The sequence below is a fragment of the Hohaiivirga grylli genome, assembly GCF_039655745.1.
In the GTDB taxonomy this organism is placed as follows: Bacteria; Pseudomonadota; Alphaproteobacteria; order Rhizobiales; family Beijerinckiaceae; genus Hohaiivirga; species Hohaiivirga grylli.
On sequence record NZ_JBBYXI010000002.1, the window covers coordinates 24,215 to 47,663 of the forward strand.

Below are 23,449 nucleotides of genomic sequence, written 5' to 3' on the forward strand. Positions count from 1 at the left end.
ATACAGGACATTACGTGAGCCAAGTGGTTGAGGTAAGCACCCAAATGAGGTGGGTATGCTTTAGCTTCTGTTAGAGAAATTATGTTCGTTCCATAAGTCTTTGAAGTCTCTTTCAGAATGCATGAGTTTGTTGTTGTAAATTTCTGCATGCGTAATAGTGTTGAGGTTTATACAAAAAGGGGATTTCATTATGATTGGTTATATTACCTTAGGGACGAATGATTTTGATGGTGCGGTTGCGTTTTACGATAAACTGCTGGAGCAGGTTGGTGCGAAGCGTGTCATGGAAACGGATAGCTTTGTTGCCTGGGGGCCTGATTTCAATGTAACCAGTCTCTCCATCATCAAGCCATATGACAAGCAGCCCGCAACGGTTGGTAATGGTGTCATGGTTGCCCTGAATGTCGATAGCCCGGCGAAGGTTGATGCTGTTTACAAGAAGGCTCTGGAGCTTGGCGGTAGCGACGAGGGTAAGCCCGGTGATCGTGGTGGTGGATTCTATGCAGCCTATTTCCGTGATCTTGATGGTAACAAGCTGAACGTATTTCATTTCCCGCAGGGGTGAGACGGTTAAACAAGTAGATGGCATATGTAAAAGGCACTCAATGGAGTGCCTTTTTTAGTCTTAGTTCAACAGTTCCCTATATAACGAGAAATAAGTCGCTAAACATAAGGTGAATACAACGAACCAATAGGCCCTGGTATAGATAAAGTAGACATAATTTCTTCGTCGTTGGTGACAGGTCTTGTTTGCTATTTGAACCGATTTTGCGTTGATGGTATTCCTAATAAATATTTTGCTTGCTGGTGGAAAAATATTCCCTGATACTAAGTTTTATTTATGAGGGAAAATTCATGACAACTTGGCAATTTTTTGGATTGATTGCTCTTATTATCTGCGCATACAAATTTTGCCGTAATTATCCGATAAAAGCGGCGTAAAGAATTAATAGACAAATACGAAGATGCAGAAATTGTTGAACTAATAATGGCGCAACAAATATGGCAAGGCATGACTTTCGAAATGCTCCTTGACAGCCTAGGGATTCCTGAAGATTGCGACCATAAAGTTTATAAGACAAAAGAAACTTATGTCTTCAAATACCATAGGTTTGGCAAAGGCCGATATAAAACAAGAGTAAAATTTGAAAATAATATGGTAGTGGGCTGGGATTTAAAGTAATTAAGCCTCACTGCAGCAAGACTTAATTATTATTCTCATCGGTGACAGTGGTAACCACCTGTCTTACGATTATTGTGGCAACCCTCGCTATTCAAGCCTCCAGGGTGTGCGGCTGCTATTGAAGTAAGGGCTATCAGTGAGAGGATAATTGCTGCAATCTGCTTCATGATATCCCTATCAGCGACGACGATAATGGGAACGGACGCGCGTCTTTCCACCTGACTTCGTGCGACGGTAATGACTGCGAACATGTGTACGCGCCTCTTGATAGGATCCCTTATCAGAGCTTACGGTAATATTATTGGGTGCACTCTTTTCTGTGAAGAGAGCGCTATTGCCAGCTACTGTAGAAGCTAAAACTAACCCACCAGCTACAATCAATGATTTCCACATATTTCCCTCCTGCGATTATGCTGGAGAAATATATTCTATTTGAAAGAGTCTTTCAATATACGATTATGAAAATATATTATACAATTAAGTATGGTGTATTTTGCTAAAGCGCTCTTACGAGGAATTCCATGAAATAGACCGCTGTATGCGCTCTTGTTGATTCCAGTTATAGTTTTTACTGGGAAGGAATTAATGAGGAAGGAAACTCTGTAATTATAGAGTCTGAATAGACGCTTTGTTGTGGCGGTTTAGTTAATTAATATTAAGTCAGTAATTATGCCGTGGGCGCTGTCTATGTTATGAGTAGATATGTTTGTTTTACGAGTGATTACTTAAGCCTTCCAGTATCGGGCAATCCGGTCTGTCATCGCCGTGGCAGTGGCAGGAGAGGTGTTCGAGGGTGTCGACCATTTCCTGCATGGCCTGAATGCGTTGTTTCAGGTCATGGATATGTGTCTCGGTAATTGCCTTGACCTCCCGACTTGAGCGCTCACGATTGCGCCACAGGCTAATAAGTTTACCTATTTCCTCAATGGAGAAACCAAGCGACCGTGCACGGTGGATGAAACGTAAGGTGTGGATGTCTGACATATCGAAATCACGATAGTCATTTGTATGTCGCTGTGCTGGTGTGAGGAGACCAATGGACTCATAATAACGGATCATTTTGGCACTGACGCCACTTTGTTTGGAAGCTTCTCCGATACGCATGGTTATTCTCCCTGCTCAGGTTTCCAGCGCCGTAAGAGCAGGGCATTGGAAACAACACAGACACTTGATGCAGCCATGGCAGCGCCAGCAAAAACCGGGTTGAGCAGGCCGAGGGCTGCAAGTGGAATGCCGGCGACATTATAGATGAATGCCCAGAACAGGTTCTGACGGATTTTACTGCGTGTCCGGCTGGCAATATCCAGAGCATCTGCAACACTTGAAGGGTCTGAACGCATCAAGGTTATGCCAGCTGCTGCAATGGCGACATCCGTGCCGGAACCCATAGCAATTCCGAGGTCGGCTGTTGCAAGGGCGGGGGCATCATTGATGCCATCACCGACCATTGCAACCTGTCCGTATTGCTGCTTCAGGCTATCAATAATCTCTGCCTTTTCTTCTGGCAGAACATTGGCTTTGACCTGATCAATGCCAAGGTCATCTGCAATGTTGCGGGCGCTGTCAGGATTATCACCTGTGACCATGACCGCCGAAATATGTTTACGATGTAACTTGGCAATTGCGCTCTTTGCTGATGGGCGTGGTGTATCGGCAAAAGCCATGAGAGCAATGACTTCCGGCTGGGTTGTATTTGCAATCAGATATGAAACGGTGCGCCCCTGTTTCGTTTCATTATCCGTTACCTTTTCCAGATTAGCGAATGGGATACTGTTCTCTTCCAGATACCTCTGATTGCCAATGATATAAGTTTGGCCGTTAATGGTGCCAGAGACACCGCGGCCAGCTATGGCTTTCACATTCTCTGCTTTTTCGGCTGAAATGTTTTCTGCCTCTGCTGTTGCGAGAACGGCGCGGGCTAAAGGATGCTCAGAGCCAGATTGCAGGGCAGCCATGAGGCCAAGGTTTTGAGCCCTGTCACCTGTGAAGGATGTCAGGGTGACAAGCTCGGGCTTGCCAAGGGTCAATGTGCCTGTTTTGTCAAACGCAACGGCTTTGACTTCTGTTGCGCGTTCAAGCGTTTCAGCATCCTTGATCAGAATGCCAGCCCGTGCGGCAGCTCCCGTACCGGCAATGATTGCAGTTGGTGTCGCAAGTCCGAGCGCACAGGGGCAGGCGATAACCAAAACGGCAACAGCTGGCATCAAGGCCTGTGTTACATCACCTGTCAGGAAGAACCAGATTGCAAATGTCAAAACGGCAATCGCAACAACAACGGGTACAAATATTGCGGCGATCTGATCAACCAGCTTCTGAATTGGAGCCTTTGAACTCTGAGCGCCTTCGACCAGTTTAATGATTTTGGCGAGCGTTGTGTCAGAACCAATCGCTGCAGCTTTAGCCTGAATAAAACCGGAGCCGTTTAAGGAACCGCCGATGATCTTTTCACCAATATCACGATAGACTGGCAGGCTTTCACCCGTCAGCATGGATTCATCGAATTCAGAGGCGCCTTCCTGAATGATGGCATCTGTCGGGACGCGCTCTCCCGGGCGGATGAGCAGGATATCGCCAAGGATAACCTCTGATGCAGGGATTTCGATTTCCTGCCCGTTACGGCTGACGCGTACGGTTTCCGGTTTGAGATCAAGGAGAGCGCGTACCGCATCGGCTGTCTTACGCTTGGCGCGTGCTTCAAGATATTTGCCAAGCAGAACAAGCGTGATGACCACAGCTGAAGATTCAAAATAAAGATGTCCATGATCTCCATGGCTTGAAAGCAATGTATAGAGAGACAGGAAGTAGGCGGCACTTGTTCCGAGTGCCACTAGGAGATCCATGTTGCCAACACCATTGCGCAGCGCTTTCCAGCCACCACGGTAGAACCTGTAACCAAGCCAGAACTGAACAGGTGTTGCGAGCACAAATTGCAACCATCCAGGTAGCATCCAATCAATACCAAAAGGCATTGCCAGCATAGGAGCGACTAAAGGCAGACTGAGAATAGCACCAATAATCAGATGGTTTTGCTCATGACTGTCTGTTGGCAGGGGAGGAGAACCCGTTTGATCTGCAGGCTTTTCTCGTGCTTCAAACCCCGCTGCCTCAACAGCATCAATGAGTTGCGGCAGGAGGTTTTCGCCGAAATAGGATATCGTAGCTGTTTCATTTGCCAGATTAACACTGGCTTTTGTAACACCGGAAACGCGGGAAAGAACTTTTTCAAGACGTGAAACGCAGGCGGCGCACGTCATCCCGGTGATAAGTAAAACTGTCTGGTTTTCAACCGGTGTATAACCTGAATCACTCACTGCCTGAGCGATTTGGTCAGCAGAAACTTTGCCGGTTTCAGTTGTGATGTCTGCCTTCTCCAATGCCAGATTAACACTGACATCCACAACGCCTGGAACTGTTGCAATTGCTTTTTCAACATGGCGTACACAAGAGGCGCAAGTCATACCCTCAATATTGAGGGAGAGGTGATCTGTTGCAGCTTCTGTTTGAGACATGACATGACCTTTCGGGATATTTCCCCTCCTTAATAAACCTTCCCATTGTGTCAAGGTCAAGGCATCTCTGGGTGGAAATGTCACAGGAGGTCATAAAGGCCAACAGCCAAGATCGTGCTGACCGACACAGACATGATACGCTTAAAGACTAATCTGTAATATAAGTTATTGAACTTAGGTGTTTTAAAGTGTCATAAAAGGCATACGAATTTGCTTAAGTTGCTTTGGGCCGGAGGTTGTTTATGGGCTTTAAATACCGTTCTTATCTGATGGCCGTTACGCTATTGAGCACAGGCTTACTTTTCAGTACAGATTATCTGATCGCGTCAACACCTGCCCAAGCTCAGTCCAGACTTGAAACACTGATCAATCGACTTCGGAAAAAAGACCCGGAAGCCGGGATTGCCAAATCCAATGGGCGTATTGAAGCACAGCAGATTGATGTGTCGGCAAAATACGCAGGTAAGCTCCTCTCCGTTGATATTGAAGAGGGAGATACTGTTGAAGCCGGTCAGGTTATCGCTCGCCTTGATGATACGGAATATGTCGCCCAGTTAAGGGGAGCTGAGGCCAAGGTTCAGCAGGCAAAAGCATCCAAGGCTCAGGCTGAGGCAACCATCGCTCAGCGTGAGAGTGATCAGTCTTTCGCCAAGGCAGAACTCGATCGTGGTGAAGAGCTTTACAAGAATGGCCATTTTACTGGCCAGCAGCTTGATCTGCGGCGCAACAATATGAAGGTTGCAACGGCCGCACTTGAAGCTGCTCAGGCAAGCCAGAGGCAGGCTATTTCAGCGATCATTGCGGCAGAAGCGGATGTGGCCCGTTTGAAAGCTGTTGTAAATGATATGGTTCTGGTGGCCCCACGTCATGGACGTATCCAGTATAAACTGGCTCGGACAGGCGAGGTTATTGGCGCAGGCCAGCGTGTTGCAACACTGCTTGATCTTACAGATGTGTATCTGACAATCTTTCTACCTGCAAAGGATGCAGGGCGTCTGGCAATTGGTCAGGAGGCCCGGATTATTCTTGACCCGGCACCTGAGTACGTCATCCCGGCCAAGGTCAGTTTCGTTGCGGCTGATGCACAGTTCACGCCGAAGTCTGTTGAGACTCAGGAAGAGCGTGAGAAGCTGATGTTCCGGGTCAAGATACAGATCGATTCTGGCCTGCTGAAGGAATATGAGAAATACGTCAAAACAGGTGTCCGTGGACTTGGCTACGTTATGGTTGAGCGTAACGCTGACTGGCCAACTGACCTTGCTATAAAGCTGCCGAAATGAAGCAGGCTGCGATCGCTCATATCACGGGGCTCTCGCATAATTTCGGCAAGACGGGAGCGCTCAAGGATATCACCATTGATATTCCTGCCGGATGCATGACAGGGCTGATTGGGCCGGATGGTGTCGGAAAGTCGACCCTCCTGTCAATTTTGGCGGGTGTAAGAACTATTCAGACGGGTGATGTATCTGTTCTGGATGGTGACATGAAATCATCTGAGCACCGCCGGGTATGTTATGAGCGCGTTGCCTATATGCCTCAGGGTTTGGGCCGTAATCTTTACCCAACCTTGAGTGTTTATGAGAATGTTGATTTCTTTGGCCGCTTGTTTGGTCAGGGTGATGAAGAGCGTCGTGCGCGTATTTCTGAACTTTTAAAGGCAACGGATCTTGAGGCGTTCGCAGATCGACCGGCAGGTAAACTGTCTGGTGGTATGAAGCAGAAGCTCAGTTTGTGCTGTTCTTTGATACATGACCCGGATTTTCTCATTCTCGATGAGCCAACCACAGGCGTTGACCCGCTATCACGACGCCAGTTTTGGGATTTGATTGATACAATCCGCTCCCGTCGCCCGGGTATGAGTGTGATTGTTGCGACAGCCTATATGGAAGAGGCTGAGAACTTTGATTGGCTCTCTGCAATGAATGATGGCGAGATCATCGCCCATGGATCTCCTGATGATGTGCGGAAGCAGGCAAACTGTAAAACGCTGGAAGAAGCCTTTATCGCCATGTTGCCTGAAAAGGAACGGGCTGGGTATGAACCGGTTGTCGTTACACCGCGCACCGGTAATGATCGTATTGCCATTGAAGCGGAAGGGCTGACATGTCGGTTCGGCAGTTTCACCGCAGTTGATCATGTCAGCTTCAAAATTCCAGAAGGCGAAATTTTCGGATTTCTCGGCTCCAATGGCTGCGGTAAATCCACAACCATGAAAATGCTGACGGGCCTTTTGCCTGCAACAGAGGGCGAAGCTCGTCTGTTCGGTGAAGTGCTGGATGCCCGAAATATGAAAACGCGTTATCGCGTCGGCTATATGTCTCAGGCATTCTCTCTTTATGGTGAGCTGACAGTCTTTCAGAATCTCGAGCTCCACGCGCAGCTCTTCCATCTGCCGAAAGAAGATGCACCTCAGCGTATTAAAGAGCTGATGGAACGCTTCGATCTGGCCCATGTCGCCAATGAAGTGCCGGATGCCTTGCCACTTGGTATCCGTCAGCGTCTCCAGTTGGCTGTTGCCATTATTCACCGTCCGGAAGTTCTTATCCTTGATGAGCCGACTTCTGGTGTTGACCCGGTCGCACGGGATTCTTTCTGGCGTTATCTCATTCAGATGTCTCGTGAGGAAAATGTTACGATCTTCATTTCCACTCACTTTATGAATGAGGCTGAACGGTGTGATCGCATCTCCTTGATGCATGCGGGTAAGGTATTGGCAGTTGGGTCGCCAGAAGAATTATCGCAACAGAATGGCGGCAAGCCCTTAGAAGAAGTCTTTATCTCTTATCTGGCCGATGCTGCCGGTATTTCCCTTGCTGCCGATAAGGCCCACACAGAACAGAATGTCTCTGCCATCTCGACTGAAGAAGTAGAGAATACCCATACCGGGAAATCAAAGTATTTTGATTTCGGCAGATTATGGGCCTATGCCCGCCGGGAAACAATGGAGCTGATCCGTGACCCGATCCGTCTGGTATTTGCTCTGCTTGGCCCTGTTCTTTTGATGGTAACCTTTGGCTATGGCATTTCATTCGATGTCGAGAATCTGCCATTTGCCGTTTATGATCAGGACCAGTCTCTTGAGAGCCGGAATATTGTCGAGAGTTTTGAAGGCTCTCGATATTTTGTCAGGCGTCCAGACATCCGTTCAACCGACGAGATGGAGCGGCGGTTACGAAGTGGTGAGCTGAGTGTTGTCATAGAAATTCCACCGGATTTCGGCAGGAATCTGATCACTAACAACAAACCTGAAATTAATGTTTCAGTCGATGGTGCAATGCCTTTCAGAGCGGAAACGACAAAGGGTTATGTTACCGGTCTGGCACAGGAATATATCCAGAATATATCTCAGGAAAGTAAGGTTAAGCCCTCAGCTCAGGCCATCGATATCGAAGCCCGTTTTCGATATAATCAGGCATTCAAGAGTGTGTTTGCAATTGTTCCAAGCGTGATCATGTTGATGCTTGTCTTGATACCGGCCATCATGTCAGCGGTGAGTGTTGGCCGAGAGAAGGAAAGCGGTTCTATTGCCAACTTCCAGTCTACACCCGTAACCCGCCTTGAGTTCTTGCTCGGCAAGCAGGTACCCTATGCAACTGTTGCTTTCATGAGCTTTATCCTGTTGCTGATTTTGTCGATCTATTTGTTTGGTGTTCCGGTTAAGGGCTCATTCCTGTTGCTGCTGCTCGGCAGTATATTTTATATTCTGGCAACAACGGCATTTGGTCTGTTTGTCTCCTCTTTCACAAAGACACAGGTAGCGGCCATCTTCGCGACATCAATCATTACGATCATTCCTGCAGTTAATTTCTCTGGGTTGCTTGTGCCGGTTGCATCGCTCTCAGGTGGCGGTCGTCTGATTGGATTAGCATTTCCAGCAGCCTGGTATCAGCCAATCAGTATTGGGACTTTCACAAAAGGATTGGGCTTTATGGACCTGTGGCCCAATCTTTTTGTTCTGATACTATTTGCCATTGGCTTCATTACTGCCTCTGCTCTTGTTCTAAAGAAACAGGAGGCATGATGTCAGCACCGCTAAAACAGCCCAAATCACGCTGGCAGGAATTTAAAGAGCAGATTGCCAATATCTTGTGGCTGTCCATCAAGGAGCTGCGTAGTATCAAGGCAGATCCGATCCTGCTTATCTTGATCATCTATACCTTTACCTATGCAATCTATGCGGTCGCCAATGGTGCCAAGACGGAAGCGGTCGATATGGCGATTGGTATCGTCGATGAAGACCAGTCCATTCTTTCCAACCGGATTAAAGGTGCTTTTCTTCAGCCGCTGTTTAAGGAGCCTGTCGAGATTAGCGCGACGGAAATAGACGATGCGCTGGATACAAACCGTTTTGTATTTGTGCTTGATATTCCGAGTAACTTTGAGGCCGATGTTCTTTCTGGCAATCAGCCGACCGTCCAGCTGAATATTGATGCAACGGCAATGACACAGGCCGGTAATGGCTCCAATTATGCCGTGTCAATCATCAGTACGGAAGTCAGCAAGTTTCTCAGTCGTGATGAAGCGACAATGGCTATGCCAGTACAGGTTGTTGTCCGAACGAAATTTAATCCCAACCTGACATCATCATGGTTTACGTCTGCGATGCAGGTGATCAATAACATCACGATGCTGGCTATTATCCTGACAGGTGCAGCACTGATTAGAGAGCGCGAACATGGGACTATCGAACATCTGCTCGTGATGCCCGTTCTGCCAACAGAAATCATGCTTGCCAAAGTACTGGCTAATGGCTTGGTTATTGTAACGGCTGCGACTTTATCGCTGAATTTTGTTGTAAAATGGTGGATGGGCGTGCCTGTGGCCGGATCAATTCCCTTATTCGTTTTTGGCTCGTCTATTTACCTGTTTTCCATTGCCTCACTTGGCATATTACTGGCAACATTCTCGACATCCATGGCTCAGTTCGGTCTGTTGATTATGCCGGTTTTAGTGGTTCTCAATCTCCTCTCTGGTTCAACAACACCTCTGGAAAGTATGCCAGAATGGTTGCAGTATGCGGTACAGGTTTCGCCAACGACACAATTCGTCGCCTTTGCCCAAGGTGTCCTTTACCGAGGGGCTGACCTGTCAATTCTTTGGCCACGTTTAACTGCTCTCGTTGCCATTGGTGTGTTTTGTTTTGCTGTTTCGCTGATGCGTTTCAGGAAAGTTCTGTCCAGCTCTTAGTGGTCTTGACCTTACTATCGTTGGAAGGTTTATAGTCGATACACTCAATTTTGGAGTTTGGTTATGTCTATGCAATTTACCGTTCCTGACATGTGCTGCAATGGCTGTGTTAAATCGATTACAAAGATCGTGCAGTCTCTTGATAGTGATGCCAAGGTCGAAGCTGATCTGAGTATTAAAAAGCTTTCCATTGAAACGCAGGCTTCCAAGGATAAAGTTGTTGCGGCTCTGGAAAAAGGTGGCTTTCCGCCAGAATAGCTCGTTCATCTGTTCGCTTCTACTTGACAGGGCAGGGTAAAGCACGTCATCACCCTTTGAGATTTTCCTGCTCAAGCAGAGACTGAACGGATCCCATGAGTGAACAGAATAATCGGCCCGTGTCTGACCCGGTCGCGCGCCGCAGAACATTTGCCATCATCTCCCACCCGGACGCCGGTAAGACAACGCTTACCGAGAAGTTCCTGCTGTTTGGAGGTGCCATTCAGCTGGCAGGTGAAGTTAAGGCCAAACGCAACCGCGTCTCAACCCGTTCTGACTGGATGGGCATTGAAAAAGACCGTGGTATCTCTGTTGTCACATCGGTGATGACATTTGAGTACGGTGATTGCGTTTTTAATCTTCTTGATACCCCGGGCCACGAAGACTTTTCTGAAGATACCTATCGCACCTTAACAGCTGTTGATTCCGCGATCATGGTTATCGATGCTGCTAAGGGTATCGAAGATCGTACGCGCAAACTGTTCGAGGTTTGCCGGATGCGAGACATCCCGATCATTACCTTCATCAATAAGCTGGATCGTGAAAGCCAGAATCCGTTTGAGCTGCTTGATGAGATTGAAAAGACTCTTGCTCTTGATACATCACCTGTGACCTGGCCAATCGGGCAGGGTAAAAGCTTTGCCGGAACGTACTCCCTTCAGGACAAGAAAGTCCGCCACTTTAACGAAGGTGAAGCGGATGTGGTTGTCAGTGGTCCGGAAGACGCGCTGTTTGATAAACTTCTGCCAGCCAGTGATGTCGCCACATGGCGTGAAGAAACCGAGCTTGCAGCAGAAGCTCTCCAGCCTTTTGACTATAAAGCTTTTCTTGAAGGGCATTTGACACCGGTTTATTTCGGCAGTGCTTTGAAAAACTTCGGTGTTCGCGATCTGATGGATGCTATTGCAGCTCTTGCTCCGCCTCCAAGAGATCAGGAAGCTGATAGCCGTATGATCTCGGCCCGCGAAAAGAACATGTCTGGCTTCGTCTTCAAAATTCAGGCGAATATGGATCCAAACCACCGTGACCGTATTGCCTTTATGCGTGTCTGCTCAGGCAAGCTGTCTCGTGGCATGAAGGTAAAACTGGTTCGCACTGGCAAACAGATGAGTTTGAGTGCCCCCCAGTTCTTCTTTGCGCAGGACAGGGCCTTGGCTGATGAAGCCTATGCTGGTGATGTTGTTGGTATTCCAAACCACGGAACATTGCGTATTGGTGACACACTGACAGAAGGTGAAGAGATACTGTTCCGCGGTGTGCCAAGCTTTGCCCCTGAAATTCTGCGCCGCATTAAGTTGCAGGATGCCATGAAGGCTAAAAAGCTTCGTGAAGCCTTGCAGCAGATGGCTGAAGAAGGCGTTGTGCAGGTCTTTATTCCTCAGGATGGTTCTGCAGCAATTGTAGGTGTTGTTGGTGCACTTCAGCTCGACGTACTGGCCGAGCGTATGCGTATTGAATATTCACTGCCGATTGCTTTCGAGCCTGTGCGCTTCACTGTCTGCCGTTGGGTGACATGTAGTGAGAGTGCAGAGCTTGATAAATTCATGGCTGCTCACAGGTCATCGCTTTCATCTGATCTGGATGGCGCTCCGGTCTTCATGGCGACAAGCCCGTTCTCATTGCAGTATGAGGCCGAACGGTTCCCCAAAATTGAGTTCTCAGACGTGAAGGATTATCAAAAACGGGCTGAGAAGTAACAAATAGTGACTGGTTAAGTCTGGAATATTACTTCTCATTCAGAGAACAGGCTTGCCGATACACCCTATATGAAGCTAAAAGGCGTCAACGATAAGTTGCTGTTTCGGGCCAAAGCCCGCTTTATGCTTCTGATTTAACAAAGAACGTGCATTCTGCTATAATAGTGCCGTTCATGTCAGGCACCGGTTTGGTGCGAAAGGTTGTTTATGGCAAAAGAAGAGCTGATTACGTTTGAAGGTCTGGTAACAGAAATTCTCCCTGATGCCCGTTATCGCGTCGAACTGGAGAATGGCCACGAGGTTATTGCCTACACAGCAGGCAAGATGAAGAAGAACCGCATCAAGACCCTCGCAGGTGACCGCGTGACCGTTGAGATGTCTCCCTATGATCTTGAAAAGGGTCGTCTGATCTTCCGTCATAAGGATGACCGTGGGCCAACAGGGCCTCGTCCTCCTCAGCGTGGTGGCCCTCAGCGCCGTCGCTAATACCCAGTTCAGCTTGAGTTGTTTGCGTCTGTAGGAAACTTCAGGCGCAAAATCTTATATAAAAGCTGCTAAGGCTTTTCGCTTAAGTTTATCTATAAAAGATATCGGCGAACATCTGTTGGAAGTAAAATGAAAGACGTAATGAAGGGGCGCGATATCATTGCCCTTGGTTTCATGACGCTGTCGCTGTTTGTCGGGGCAGGGAATATTATTTATCCGCCAATTGTTGGTCTGCAAGCCGGAGCAAATGTCTGGATAACAGCGTTTGGCTTTCTCATTACCGCGGTCGGTCTGCCAATTTTAACAGTGATCGCTCTCGCCAAGGTTGGTGGAGAGATGACGGCTCTCAGCGCACCTATTGGTAAAGTTGCAAGTACAGTTCTGGCGGTTGTTTGCTACCTCTCGGTTGGCCCACTTTTCGCGGTGCCAAGAACTGCAACAGTCTCTTATGAAATTGGTGTTTTACCGTTTATGGGTGAGGGCTCAGGTGGCCATTCACTGATCATTTACAGCACATGCTATTTTCTCTTCACTATTCTGATCTCCCTTTACCCTACAAAACTGCTGGATGTTCTGGGTAATCTGTTGTCGCCATTGAAAATTCTGGCGCTGGCACTGCTTGGTGTTGCAGCCTTCCTATATCCAGCCGGGCCGGTTGGTGATATTGCAGCAAGCTATTCCAGCATGCCGATGGCAAAGGGATTTTCTGACGGCTATCTGACAATGGACACTCTGGGTGCCCTTGTTTTTGGTATTGTTATTGTGAACGCAATCCGTTCTCGTGATATTACAGATACACGGCAGATTATCCGTTATGCGTCTATTGCCGGGATGATGGCTTTTGTCGGTTTTGTCCTGATTTATATCAGTCTCTTCAAACTCGGGAATAACAGCTATTCATTGGCCCCGAATGCTGAAAATGGTGCTGTCATTCTGCATATGTATGTGCGTCATACATTTGGTGTCTACGGTGATATGTTCTTGGCCGGGTTGATTACATTGGCCTGTGTCGTAACAGCGATTGGCCTGACGACAGCATGTGCCACTTACTTTTCACAGTTGTGTCATATTCCCTATAAGCTGATGGTTGTTATCTTGGCTGTCTGTGGCTTCATGGTCTCCAACCTCGGGTTGACCAAGATTATTGAACTTTCAGTCTTTGCCCTGACAGCTATTTATCCGCCCTGTATTGCGCTAGTTGTTTTGAGTTTCATTTTGCGTTTCTTCCGTAATGCATCATTGGTATTCTCATCCGTTATGCTGACAGCACTTGTTTTTGGTATCTTTGATGCTCTCAAGCCTCTCAAGCTTACGGGCCTCTTCTGGTACGATACGTTACCTCTCGCGGCTTCAGGGCTGGCATGGCTTCTGCCGACATTACTGGTCTTTGTTTGTGCCGTTGTGTTTGACAGATTAGTACTCAAGCCACGTATGATTTGAGAAATAAAAAAGCCCTGCATCATTGCAGGGCTTTTTCTTATTTCTGTTCACGTGCAATCGCCCGCCATCCGATATCTTTACGACAGAAGCCCTTGGGCCAGTCTATCTTGCTGATCGCGGCATAGGCGTTTTTCTGGGCTTCCGAGACACTGTTTCCAATACCTGTCACGTTAAGGACACGACCGCCGGTTGCGACGAGCTTATCGCCTTGAAGGGCTGTTCCGGCATGGAAGACGAGCACATCAGGAAGGGCTTCTGCGGCTTCAATGTTTTTGATCTCTGAACCTTTCTCGACAGGCCCCGGATAACCTTCATTGGCGAGAACAACTGTTAAGGCTACCTTGTCACTCCATGTGATTTTGACCTTATCAAGATGACCATTTGCTGCTGCTGCCAGTACTGTGACGATATCGCTCTCCAGACGCGGCATAAGCACCTGACATTCAGGATCACCAAGGCGCGCGTTATACTCAATCAATTTGGGTGCGCCATCAGTATTGATCATCAAACCGGCATAGAGGATGCCAACATAAGGTGTGCCGCGGGATTTCATGCCTTCAACTGTTGGCATGATGATTTCACTCATGACACGAGCCTGTAAGGCGCTATCCAGAACAGGTGCAGGGGAATATGCGCCCATGCCACCAGTATTTGGGCCCTTGTCTCCATCAAATACGCGTTTGTGATCCTGCGCTGTACCGAAGGGTAGGGCGGTAGTGCCATCACAGATTGCAAAGAAGCTGGCTTCTTCACCATCAAGAAACTCTTCAATGACGATGGATGCGCCTGCAGAACCCAATCCACCACCAAGGATATCATTCACGGCAGCTTCTGCTTCTGGCAGAGACATGGCGACGACGACGCCTTTCCCAGCAGCAAGGCCGTCAGCTTTGATAACAATCGGAGCGCCCTGTTTGCGGACATAGGCAAGAGCACTTTCACGTTCTTCTGCTTCAAACCGGGCATAGGCTGCGGTTGGGATATTAAACTCAGTGCAGAGTTCTTTGGTAAAAGCTTTGGAGCCTTCGAGCTGGGCCGGAATCTTTGATGGACCAAATGCACGGATATGCGCTGAATTCAGGCTGTCAACGAGGCCATCAACAAGTGGGGCTTCAGGGCCGATCACCACCAGATCAATCTGGTAATCCCGGCAGAAAATGATAACGGCTTTATGATTGGTGATATCAAGATCAACGTTCTCGCCGCACTGGGCTGTGCCGGGATTGCCGGGAGAAATAAAAAGCCTGTCGCATTGAGCTGAACGCTGGATTGCCCAGGCAAGTGCGTGTTCACGACCACCAGAACCAATAAGCAGAATATTCATGAGTTCCCCTCTAATAGCTTCCTGAGGTCTTAAAGCATTTTCAAACCGACGTGTAGCCCCATAGTTCTAAGAAATAATACAAAGTCATATGGGAATGTTTCTCTCCAGCCATAGATAGGAATGTATCAACGTATAACACTGACTAGAGGGATGGAAGATGAAGTCACGTATTGCACTTTCCCTAAGCTTGGCAATCCTGCTTGCTGCCTGTTCTCAGGAACAGCAACTTGGAATCAGCGTATCTGAGGCAGAACAGGTGATTGCTGCGGCCGCTCGCCAGCATGGCAGTTCATTCTCAATTACTGAAAATGGTCAGACAAAACGTTCTGCTGAGACTATGGCTGAATGGTTGAGAAGTAATCCGCAACCGCCGGTTCCTTCAAAGAATAGTATTCCGAAAGAGGGACGCGGCTGTGAAGTGCTGACCGGACCGACACGTTTTGTAAATTATGTGCCACCATCCGTTAAAGCTGCCATTGAGGCAACGAACAGCAAACCTTGGGCCCTTGTACGCTATGACATCGACAAGATGGGCCATACCTATAATATCAGACCACTGAGAAACAGCGGTTATAAGGAGTTTGCAGATACTGCTCTGATTACCGTTGCCTTATGGAGCTACTCTGGACAATCAAAAGCCTATGGCTTGAAGAATTGTGTGGGTTGGCTGCGTGCGAACTGAATTTAGCAAGTCAGGTTGCCAGCTTATTTTAAAGGCTGGCAACTGGTGAGTTTTAGAAAATAATTCCAATTTTAGTTTATCTAATTTATATCGCCCCTGTGATTCAATTGTTATGGGGGAAGGTCTTATGAAGACATATGTTATTGTTTGCGCTGCTCTTGCCGTTTTGATTTCTGGCTGTTCGGGGAGCCACAGCGCTCGACGTCAAATTTCGACTAATGAAATGGTTGAGGCTTTCACTACTGTTATCCAGAAGCAAGGAAGTTCTTTCTCGCTTGATGCAGCTGCAAAACCAAAACGCACTTCCATTGAAATGGCTAAGTGGCTTAATAACCACCCACAACCACGAGTTCCTGCAAAAGCTAACCATCCTAAGGGTGGCCCTGGATGTGATTCATTGAAAAATCCAACACGGTTTATCAATTATATTCCGCGTGATGTTAAGGCGGCAATTATTATCTCCCAGAGTAAGCCTTGGGCTTTTGCTCGGTATGATATTGATGACCGCGGTAAGGCTTATAATATTCGACCAATTAAAAGTAGTGGTTACAAGGAATTTGCTGATGCAAGCTTACTGACCGTTGCTTTATGGAGCTACGCAGGGCAACCAGAAGCTTATGGTTTGAAAAATTGTGTTGGATTGGTACAGGTTGCGGACTGAAATATTTTTGAAGTCCTTTGCATTGTGAACCGAGACTGGCTACTTTCAGGGTATGAATCAGGATAGCCCGCAAACGAATGCCATTGAATGGTCAGTCTCGGAACTCTCCGGAGCGCTTAAACGCACTCTGGAGGATTCTTTTGGCTATGTGCGGTTGCGTGGTGAAATCTCCGGGTATCGCGGGCCGCATTCTTCCGGGCATGTTTATTTCAGCCTGAAAGACCAATCTGCCAAAATTGATGCTGTCATCTGGAAGGGCTCTTTCAGTCGTATGCGGTTTAAGCCTGAAGAGGGGCTTGAGGTTATTGCTACGGGAAAGATCACAACCTTCCCAGGGAAATCTTCTTACCAGATTATTATCGACTCCCTTGAACCTGCCGGTGTCGGTGCTCTTATGGCGCTTCTGGAAGAGCGTAAACAGAAGCTCGCGGCAGAAGGGTTGTTTGCGGCGGAACGTAAACAGGCTCTGCCTTATCTGCCGGAAGTCGTTGGTGTTGTAACGTCACCCACAGGGGCTGTTATTCGCGATATCCTCCATCGTCTTCAGGATCGTTTCCCGCGGCGGGTACTTGTCTGGCCGGTTCGGGTTCAGGGCGAAGGTTCGGCGGAAGAAGTAGCAGCTGCTATTCGTGGCTTTAATTCGATTTCCGGAATGGATGGCATTCCACGCCCCGATGTTTTGATTGTTGCCCGTGGTGGTGGATCTATTGAAGATCTCTGGGGCTTTAATGAAGAGATTGTTGTCAGGGCAGCTTCTGAAAGCGCTATCCCGCTGATTTCAGCAGTTGGTCATGAGACTGACTGGACGTTAATTGATTATGTGGCCGATGTACGTGCACCAACACCAACAGGGGCAGCTGAAATGGCAGTCCCTGTCAGAAGTGAGCTTCTGGCAACCGTCAATAATCTCTCTGCCCGCCATGGTGAAACGCTGCTGCGACTGGTAGATCGTCGACGTACAGAGTTACGCTCTGCTGCCCGTGCCTTGCCGCAACCGGATATGTTCCTGGCAATCCCGCGGCAGCGGCTTGATCTGGCAACGGCGAAACTGAAGCCTGCCTTGGCTACCAATCTGCGTAGTTTTGAAACGAAGCTGTCCCAGCTGCAAAATGTTTTGCAACGGTTTTCACCTGCCGCTCAGATTTCAAAAATTGCCGGGCAGTTTGATGCTATCGGAGATCGTCCGCATGATGCTCTGCTCAGGTTGTTTGAGCAGAAGAAGAGAGCACTGACTCAGAGCGTTGAGCGGCTCAATGCTGCACGCGGAACACTGCTGCGGGCCGAAAGCCAGCGCATTTCTCAACAGGGAGATATTCTTCGTAAAACTGCTGAGCGTGTGCCCGCTGCAATGGCGCAGCTCCTCACACGTAAAGCGGAACGTCTGGCGTCTTTGGTACAGCTGTTTGACAGTCTGAACTATAAGTCAGTGCTGTCACGGGGATACGCTCTTGTCAGGGATGCTTCTGGCGTACCTGTTCGGTTTGCTGCCAACACAATGTCAGGGCAGGGGCTTCAGCTTGAATTTGCAGATGGGGCGGTTGCCGTTACTGTGAATGGTGATCATGCAGATGAACCTCAGGTGGAACCAGTGCCTGTTGTACCAAAGCCATCTGTTGCAGATGTTCCGCCGCCACCGCGTAAAGTAACACCAACAAAAACATCAGGCGGCAACAGCAGTCAGGGAAGTCTTTTTTAAAGACGTATCTGTTTAGTTGAAGGTACCAAGGTACTCGTAAATATCTTTAATGATTTGTTCATTTGCGACATGTGGATTGAACTTTTTTGTTCCGGGAAACTTCTGCTTTGGATTTTTCAGATAAGCGGAAAATTCGGCTTCATTCCAAATAATATCTGCGTTCTTCAGCGCATCAGAGTACTTGTATCCTTCAACACTTCCTGCTTTCCTACCATGCAGATTATTAAGCTGTGGGCCAACACGGTTTTTGGCGTTCGGACCAACCGCATGGCATGCCTTGCATTGTACATTGAAAGTACGTTCTCCCGACGATAGGGGCTGCGCTCCTGACGGATGAGTTGCGAGAAACAGGCACAGTGCCATGAAAACCCGTATCATAACTGGCGGGCGGTCTCTGCAAAGAGTTCATCAAGGCGTTCTGCTGGAGGAGAGCCTATGAATTTCTTCACAAGCTTGCCATTGGCATCAATCATGTAAGATGTGGGTGTCCCCACAACCAGATAGCGCTCCTTCGTCATACCGAGAGAGTCGCGTAGCATGGCGTAGGTAACGCCCTGTTTTTCGATTACCCCTTCAAGTGGGGTGAACTCAGGGTCAATGTTGACTGCAACGACAGTTATCTTGTCAGCGTATTGTTTGCTCAATGCTTCCAGATGCGGCATCTCTGCAAGGCAGACGCCACAACTGAGAGACCAGAAGTTGAGATAAACGCTTTTGCCTTTCCAGCGATCAAGTTTGACAGGCTCTCCCTGAAGATCAACGGCTGCAATTTCGGGGGCTGCTTGTCCCACCTTTGCAAGTTCCTCTTTACAGGCTACCGCCAGTAGGGAAAAAGCCATAACAAACAGAAGTTTTCTCATGACACGATCTTCCCATGCTGCAACCTGATGATCCGCTCTGCACAGCCACCAAGAACCGGGTTATGGGTAACCATAATGATTGTCCGGCCCTCATCATGAAGGTGCTGGAATGTTTCGAGAACCTTCCTCTCATTCTCTTCATCCAGATTGCCGGTTGGCTCATCCGCGAATATGAGCGGTGGTTCATTCACAAGGGCACGCGCGATACAGACACGCTGTTGCTCGCCACCTGAAAGTTGATTAGGAAGATGCTCAAGCCTATGCCCCATTCCGACAAGCTCCAGTGCATGGCGTGCAGAGGGTTCATCAGGCACACTATGGTAGTATTGGGCTAACATCACATTCTCAAGAGCTGTGAGATAGGGAATGAGATGAAATTGCTGGAAGACCAGACCGATGTGCCTGGCGCGAAATTCCCGGCGCTCTTCTTCATTGAACGCAGTTGCATTGACCCCATCCAGCCAGACTTCACCAGAGCTTGCTGAATCAAGGCAGGTCAGAATATTCATCAGCGTTGTCTTGCCGGAACCAGAGGCCCCCATCAGGGCAACAAACTCGCCTTTTCTAACCGATATATTCGCATCATCAAGCGCAACAATATCACCGAATTTCCGGGTAAGATGCCGTGTTTCGATTGCAATTTTCGGTTGTGTCATTTTATTCGCCTTTCAACACAACAGCCGGCTGTATCTGTACGATACGTCGTAATGGAATGATTGCAGCAACTAGGGCCGCAAAAAGAGACATCGCAAAGGTTATAGGTACAACAACCAGGCGCGGGGTAATGCTGGAAGAGAAAACAGTCTGTCCCAATATCTGAGCCAGAAAAATACCTAAAATACAGCCCGCCAGAGTTGCCAAAACTGCGATGACCACTGTTTCTGAGAGAACCTGTGTAATGATGGAACGGTTGCTGGCACCCAGTGATTTTTGTAGCGCAAATTCCTTCTGGCGTTCGCGGATAATCGCTGTCAGTGAGGTATTAACGCACAGTGTTGAAAGCAGAAGGATGATAACCGATACGAGGCCCATCAGCCCTTGTATCTTAGAGAGGACTTCGCCTTCATTGGATGAAACTTTTCGGATGGGACGCACAGTCCATTCCGGGTGCTTTTCCTTAAGATCATGAGCGTAGTTTTCAACTTCGCCTTCCATGTTATTCATGCTGAAAAGTGCATGGGACATGGTATCCGGCTTCTCAAGCCACTCCTGAGCCAGATCAAGATTAACGAAAACCATATTGTCACTGGCATCTCCGGCATCAATGATGCCTTTTATTTTAAGAGCTTTCCTCTCTCTGTCTTTGACAAGATTGAGTGTGTCGCCGAGTTTAATGTTCAGACGGTTCGCCAGGGTTCGGCCGATCATCGCATTACGATTATCAAAGTCTACGCTGATCCAGTCGCCCTCAACCTGCCAATAGGGGACGAGTAACCCTATTGCAGAGAAGTTGACCCCAACCAGAACGACCTTTTCCAGCTCGCTTCTTGCCGTACCAAAGAGATAGGGACTTCCCGTTTCAATGAGATTATCAGGAGCGTTTGCCATAACGTCATTAAAAGCACTTATCGGCATTTCCTGACTGACGGTTGGGCCAATATAAAAATTGGCGCCAAAGGTCCGCAGTTCGCGGCTCATCTTGATATTGATGTCAAAGTATACGGAAGCCAGAGAATTGATAATGGCTGCACCCGTCATGAGAGCCAAAAAGACAACAATCAATCTTTGGTTACGACGTGACAGTGCCCGATAGAGCAGGCGCCATCTCATATTAACTGCGGCCATACAAAGCCTCCACTGGGTAGAGACGTGTAATGCGGCGTGCGGGGAACCATGTTCCGATAACAGCGATGATGATTGAGATTACCAGAACGCTTGGCACAACAATCCATGAGAACTGAAGAGGCTCACCAAAAAGCTGCCAGCCAATGAACTGGGCAATACTCCATCCGGCAAGGCAGCCAACAAGGCCACCAATCAGGCTGCTCAGAACAGCTTCGGCATAGAACAGAAGACCAATCATCCAGTTATGGGCGCCCAGAGCTTTCATCAGGCCGATCTCTTTAGAACGCTCCATAAAGATACTGGTCATCAGTGAGGCAACGCCCATGGCCGCAGCTAACAGTGCAGCCAGAGTTGCCATGACGAGCAGCCACTGGATCTTATCAATAATGACACCCTCGGATGCTGCAACCTGCCAGATTGGACGGGCAACAATACCGGGAATAGATTCTTCCAGCTGGTGGGAAATAGAAGAGACATAGGCCGTGCAATACCAGCGGTCGTAAGTCTCTGCGTCCAAAGCGTCCGGATTTTGGATCGCTTTTTTTGAAAGCTCATTTTCCGGAACTGTCAGCGCAGATACTTTTGCAGCGTGAACCTTACCTTCAAGGCCCAACCACTGCTGCGCCAGTTTAAGAGGTGCAATGATGGCATTTTCTTCATCACTGCCAGAACTGAGAATACCAGTGATGGTTACTGCCTGCCCGGAAATCGTCAGGTTTGTTCCCGGCTGCCAGTTATTCTGTTTTGCGAGTTGTGCTCCGGCAAGAAGTTCCGGCTTAGTATCATCTGGCCACGTGCCTGTGACCTGCCAGTAAGGGCTGATTGTCTTCTGACCAGTACGGTATTCCGGTTCATCCGGGACAGGAATATTCTGATCGAAGAATGTTCCGATCAGATGGACATTGTGCCCATCAAGCTGAATTTTGCCATCAAGGAGGGGCGCAAAGCCAAGGATATTATTGCGCCAGAAAATACCCATGATGGCGGGTAAGTCTTTTTCGTCCAGCGTACTCTTTACCGCGAGAGGATTATCATCATCGCCCATGAGGGCAGGCATGGCGGCCTGCTCTGCGGGCTCGATCAGGATGTTGGCTCCGTATGATTTCATTTCGCGTGCCATCTTGTCTCCGATGTCGATGGACACGGTCATCAGAGCAGAGAGCAGGCTGGCAGCCAGAAAGACGGTCAGAACTGTCAGGAGTTTCTGACGTGGGTTCCGCCTCCAGGACTGGCTGATCATACGGGTAATCATTGGGCAATCCCTTTGATGTATTTATCGGGATCATCACGGAAGGCATCGAGTGCCTGCTCATTGGCAAAGAAGTATGTCTTGCCGGCATAAGTGTAACGGTGTGGGGCACTGCTGTTGGTGAGTTTCTGCCCGGTAACCGGATCTGTGACATCAATGGTCAGAATAGTGTTGAACAGAGGAAGGCCAGCCTCAAGAGTTGATTTTGGAATAATGATGTCATCACCTTCAACCGTCCATCCCTCCATCGGTACAGGATTACAGCCCCCGGCCTTGCCAATTGTCGGTTTGAACAGGGAAACATCACAGGCAATACAAACAACCTGATCACCGCGCTGAATATAACCCTTGTCGCCACACAGAGTGCAGGCATCAAATACGACGGCAGGGGAGACACGTTCGTTAAGACGATTGATCACGAAAAAACGAACGACCTTGCCGTCATCTGCAACCCAGGCAAACCGATGCAGCTTTCCATCCATCAGGGGAGGCATCTGCAAACGTATTTTACCTTCAGCCATTTCAACGCGTTTTGCTTCTGAAAGCTGAGGAGGCTGGGATGCAACGGCATCCCAGTACCCCTGGCCTGCAAGCATGACCAGCAGAATACATAAGCCAGCCAGCTGAGGCGTGAGTGCCTGCTTATAAGATGCAAAGGCAATGCGCTTCTCGATGAGTTCGGATGTATTCTTCCAGACGGTTTTTCGGCTGCGAACAACTGTGACAAGTGCGGTAATGATCAGAAGAGCTGTAAGGAACAGAACGGCATAAGTGATCTGGTTCTCGAAGAATGTGCTTTTGGCGGCATAGGATAAACGAATTTTTGTCAGCTCAATAAGCTGCAGTTTCATCAACGATAGCAGGAACTTGCCACTCAGTGGGATAAGAACGAGAAGCCACGTGATAATCAGCAGAGGCCAGCGCCACTTTGGGAGTAGTTTGAGCGTATTATAAATCAGCCAGCCGAGAACCATACAGGCTGCAAATACAATAATCAGGTTTCCAAGATTGAGCAGAAGATCAGTATTGATGACATGAGTCGAGCTAATAGCCATCAGTGCCGGAGTTTTACCCCACTGCAAACCAGCTAAAAAAATCAGAATAATGTGCCAGAAGAAATCACGGACATGCGTGAATTGCCAGAGCATGAAGATAATTAAAACAGCCGTATTGATGGCCGTAATCGAAAAAACGAAGCTCTGTGTCTGAGGGGTGAGAAGTGCGAAGGTGATACCAGCCAGTAAAGCACCAAGACTGGAGAGAATATAGAACCAAAAACTATAGACAGGGCGCCCAGACCAGTGACTCGCTAATAAAAGAGTGACTGGTAGAAAAATGGAAAGGATGGAGGCCCAAAAATAGCTTAACACGGTATTCTATCGCTCTTTCTCAGATGCTCAGAACCTAACAGGTAAAAAGCATAAAGAAGGGT

Annotated in this window: 22 protein-coding genes; 11 read left to right on the top strand and 11 right to left on the bottom strand. The window is 48.3% G+C overall.

Going from position 1 to position 23,449, the window contains the following annotated elements; all coding sequences use genetic code 11:
- Window positions 1–190 precede the first annotated feature (190 nt).
- Window positions 191–565, top strand: a complete 375-nt coding sequence (locus WJT86_RS04475) for a VOC family protein (protein WP_346336323.1) — start codon at window positions 191–193, stop codon at window positions 563–565.
- 653 nt (window positions 566–1,218) lie between these two features.
- Here WJT86_RS04475 and WJT86_RS12280 read toward each other — a convergent pair.
- The 4 genes from WJT86_RS12280 to WJT86_RS04490 form a co-directional block, all read right to left on the bottom strand.
- Window positions 1,219–1,434 (bottom strand): YHYH domain-containing protein, encoded by a 216-nt coding sequence (locus WJT86_RS12280; protein WP_407066909.1) that lies wholly within the window; start codon window positions 1,432–1,434, stop codon window positions 1,219–1,221.
- Window positions 1,361–1,576, bottom strand: coding sequence for a hypothetical protein (locus tag WJT86_RS04480; protein WP_346336324.1), 216 nt, complete (start codon window positions 1,574–1,576; stop codon window positions 1,361–1,363). The genes WJT86_RS12280 and WJT86_RS04480 overlap by 74 nt, the downstream gene beginning before the upstream one ends.
- 318 nt (window positions 1,577–1,894) lie before the next feature.
- On the bottom strand, window positions 1,895–2,287 hold the full coding sequence (gene cueR / locus WJT86_RS04485) for a Cu(I)-responsive transcriptional regulator (RefSeq protein ID WP_346336325.1): 393 nt from the start codon (window positions 2,285–2,287) through the stop codon (window positions 1,895–1,897).
- A gap of 2 nt (window positions 2,288–2,289) precedes the next feature.
- Window positions 2,290–4,692 (bottom strand): heavy metal translocating P-type ATPase, encoded by a 2,403-nt coding sequence (locus WJT86_RS04490; RefSeq protein WP_346336326.1) that lies wholly within the window; start codon window positions 4,690–4,692, stop codon window positions 2,290–2,292.
- Window positions 4,693–4,934: 242 nt separating this feature from the next.
- Here WJT86_RS04490 and WJT86_RS04495 point away from each other — a divergent pair, with 242 nt between their 5' ends.
- The 7 genes from WJT86_RS04495 to brnQ all read left to right on the top strand — a co-directional run bounded on the left by WJT86_RS04495 (window position 4,935) and on the right by brnQ (window position 13,760).
- Window positions 4,935–5,972: an HlyD family secretion protein gene (locus WJT86_RS04495; RefSeq protein ID WP_346336327.1), complete on the top strand. Its 1,038-nt coding sequence runs from the start codon at window positions 4,935–4,937 to the stop codon at window positions 5,970–5,972.
- Window positions 5,969–8,713, top strand: coding sequence for a ribosome-associated ATPase/putative transporter RbbA (gene rbbA, locus WJT86_RS04500; RefSeq protein ID WP_346336328.1), 2,745 nt, complete (start codon window positions 5,969–5,971; stop codon window positions 8,711–8,713). Before WJT86_RS04495 ends, rbbA begins: the two co-directional genes overlap by 4 nt.
- A complete protein-coding gene (locus tag WJT86_RS04505) occupies window positions 8,713–9,879 on the top strand; it encodes an ABC transporter permease (RefSeq protein ID WP_346336329.1) in 1,167 nt (388 codons plus the stop codon). The genes rbbA and WJT86_RS04505 overlap by 1 nt, the downstream gene beginning before the upstream one ends.
- Before the next feature lie 63 nt (window positions 9,880–9,942).
- Window positions 9,943–10,137, top strand: coding sequence for a heavy-metal-associated domain-containing protein (locus WJT86_RS04510; RefSeq protein ID WP_346336330.1), 195 nt, complete (start codon window positions 9,943–9,945; stop codon window positions 10,135–10,137).
- 95 nt (window positions 10,138–10,232) lie between these two features.
- Window positions 10,233–11,834: a peptide chain release factor 3 gene (locus tag WJT86_RS04515; RefSeq protein ID WP_346336331.1), complete on the top strand. Its 1,602-nt coding sequence runs from the start codon at window positions 10,233–10,235 to the stop codon at window positions 11,832–11,834.
- 207 nt (window positions 11,835–12,041) lie between these two features.
- Window positions 12,042–12,320 (top strand): translation initiation factor IF-1, encoded by a 279-nt coding sequence (gene infA, locus WJT86_RS04520; RefSeq protein WP_346336332.1) that lies wholly within the window; start codon window positions 12,042–12,044, stop codon window positions 12,318–12,320.
- A gap of 129 nt (window positions 12,321–12,449) precedes the next feature.
- Window positions 12,450–13,760: a branched-chain amino acid transport system II carrier protein gene (brnQ, locus tag WJT86_RS04525; RefSeq protein ID WP_346336333.1), complete on the top strand. Its 1,311-nt coding sequence runs from the start codon at window positions 12,450–12,452 to the stop codon at window positions 13,758–13,760.
- 37 nt (window positions 13,761–13,797) lie between these two features.
- Here the strand turns inward: brnQ and purD are convergent, their stop codons facing one another.
- Window positions 13,798–15,084 carry a phosphoribosylamine--glycine ligase gene (gene purD, locus WJT86_RS04530; RefSeq protein WP_346336334.1) on the bottom strand — a complete coding sequence of 429 codons (1,287 nt, stop codon included), beginning with the start codon at window positions 15,082–15,084 and terminating at the stop codon, window positions 13,798–13,800.
- A gap of 157 nt (window positions 15,085–15,241) precedes the next feature.
- Here purD and WJT86_RS04535 point away from each other — a divergent pair, with 157 nt between their 5' ends.
- The 3 genes from WJT86_RS04535 to xseA all read left to right on the top strand — a co-directional run bounded on the left by WJT86_RS04535 (window position 15,242) and on the right by xseA (window position 18,123).
- Window positions 15,242–15,766 carry an energy transducer TonB gene (locus WJT86_RS04535; protein ID WP_346336335.1) on the top strand — a complete coding sequence of 175 codons (525 nt, stop codon included), beginning with the start codon at window positions 15,242–15,244 and terminating at the stop codon, window positions 15,764–15,766.
- A gap of 127 nt (window positions 15,767–15,893) precedes the next feature.
- The gene (locus WJT86_RS04540; RefSeq protein ID WP_346336336.1) at window positions 15,894–16,427 is read left to right on the top strand and encodes an energy transducer TonB; all 534 of its coding nucleotides are present in this window, start codon (window positions 15,894–15,896) and stop codon (window positions 16,425–16,427) included.
- A 52-nt stretch (window positions 16,428–16,479) separates the two neighbouring features.
- Entirely contained in the window at window positions 16,480–18,123 is a 1,644-nt protein-coding gene (gene xseA / locus WJT86_RS04545; RefSeq protein WP_346336337.1) for an exodeoxyribonuclease VII large subunit, read from the top strand.
- A 12-nt stretch (window positions 18,124–18,135) separates the two neighbouring features.
- Here xseA and WJT86_RS04550 read toward each other — a convergent pair whose 3' ends face one another.
- The 6 genes from WJT86_RS04550 to WJT86_RS04575 are packed head-to-tail and all read right to left on the bottom strand — an operon-like array spanning window position 18,136 to window position 23,387.
- Entirely contained in the window at window positions 18,136–18,486 is a 351-nt protein-coding gene (locus tag WJT86_RS04550) for a c-type cytochrome (RefSeq protein WP_346336338.1), read from the bottom strand.
- Between the two features lie 11 nt (window positions 18,487–18,497).
- Window positions 18,498–18,983, bottom strand: coding sequence for a TlpA family protein disulfide reductase (locus WJT86_RS04555; protein WP_346336339.1), 486 nt, complete (start codon window positions 18,981–18,983; stop codon window positions 18,498–18,500).
- Complete coding sequence (locus WJT86_RS04560) at window positions 18,980–19,639, bottom strand: ABC transporter ATP-binding protein (protein ID WP_346336340.1); 660 nt, start codon at window positions 19,637–19,639, stop codon at window positions 18,980–18,982. The genes WJT86_RS04555 and WJT86_RS04560 overlap by 4 nt, the downstream gene beginning before the upstream one ends.
- A 1-nt stretch (window position 19,640) precedes the next feature.
- Complete coding sequence (locus WJT86_RS04565; protein ID WP_346336342.1) at window positions 19,641–20,768, bottom strand: ABC transporter permease; 1,128 nt, start codon at window positions 20,766–20,768, stop codon at window positions 19,641–19,643.
- Window positions 20,755–22,020 carry an ABC transporter permease gene (locus tag WJT86_RS04570; RefSeq protein WP_346336343.1) on the bottom strand — a complete coding sequence of 422 codons (1,266 nt, stop codon included), beginning with the start codon at window positions 22,018–22,020 and terminating at the stop codon, window positions 20,755–20,757. The genes WJT86_RS04565 and WJT86_RS04570 overlap by 14 nt, the downstream gene beginning before the upstream one ends.
- Entirely contained in the window at window positions 22,017–23,387 is a 1,371-nt protein-coding gene (locus WJT86_RS04575; RefSeq protein WP_346336344.1) for a Fe-S-containing protein, read from the bottom strand. The genes WJT86_RS04570 and WJT86_RS04575 overlap by 4 nt, the downstream gene beginning before the upstream one ends.
- Between the last annotated feature and the right edge of the window lie 62 nt (window positions 23,388–23,449).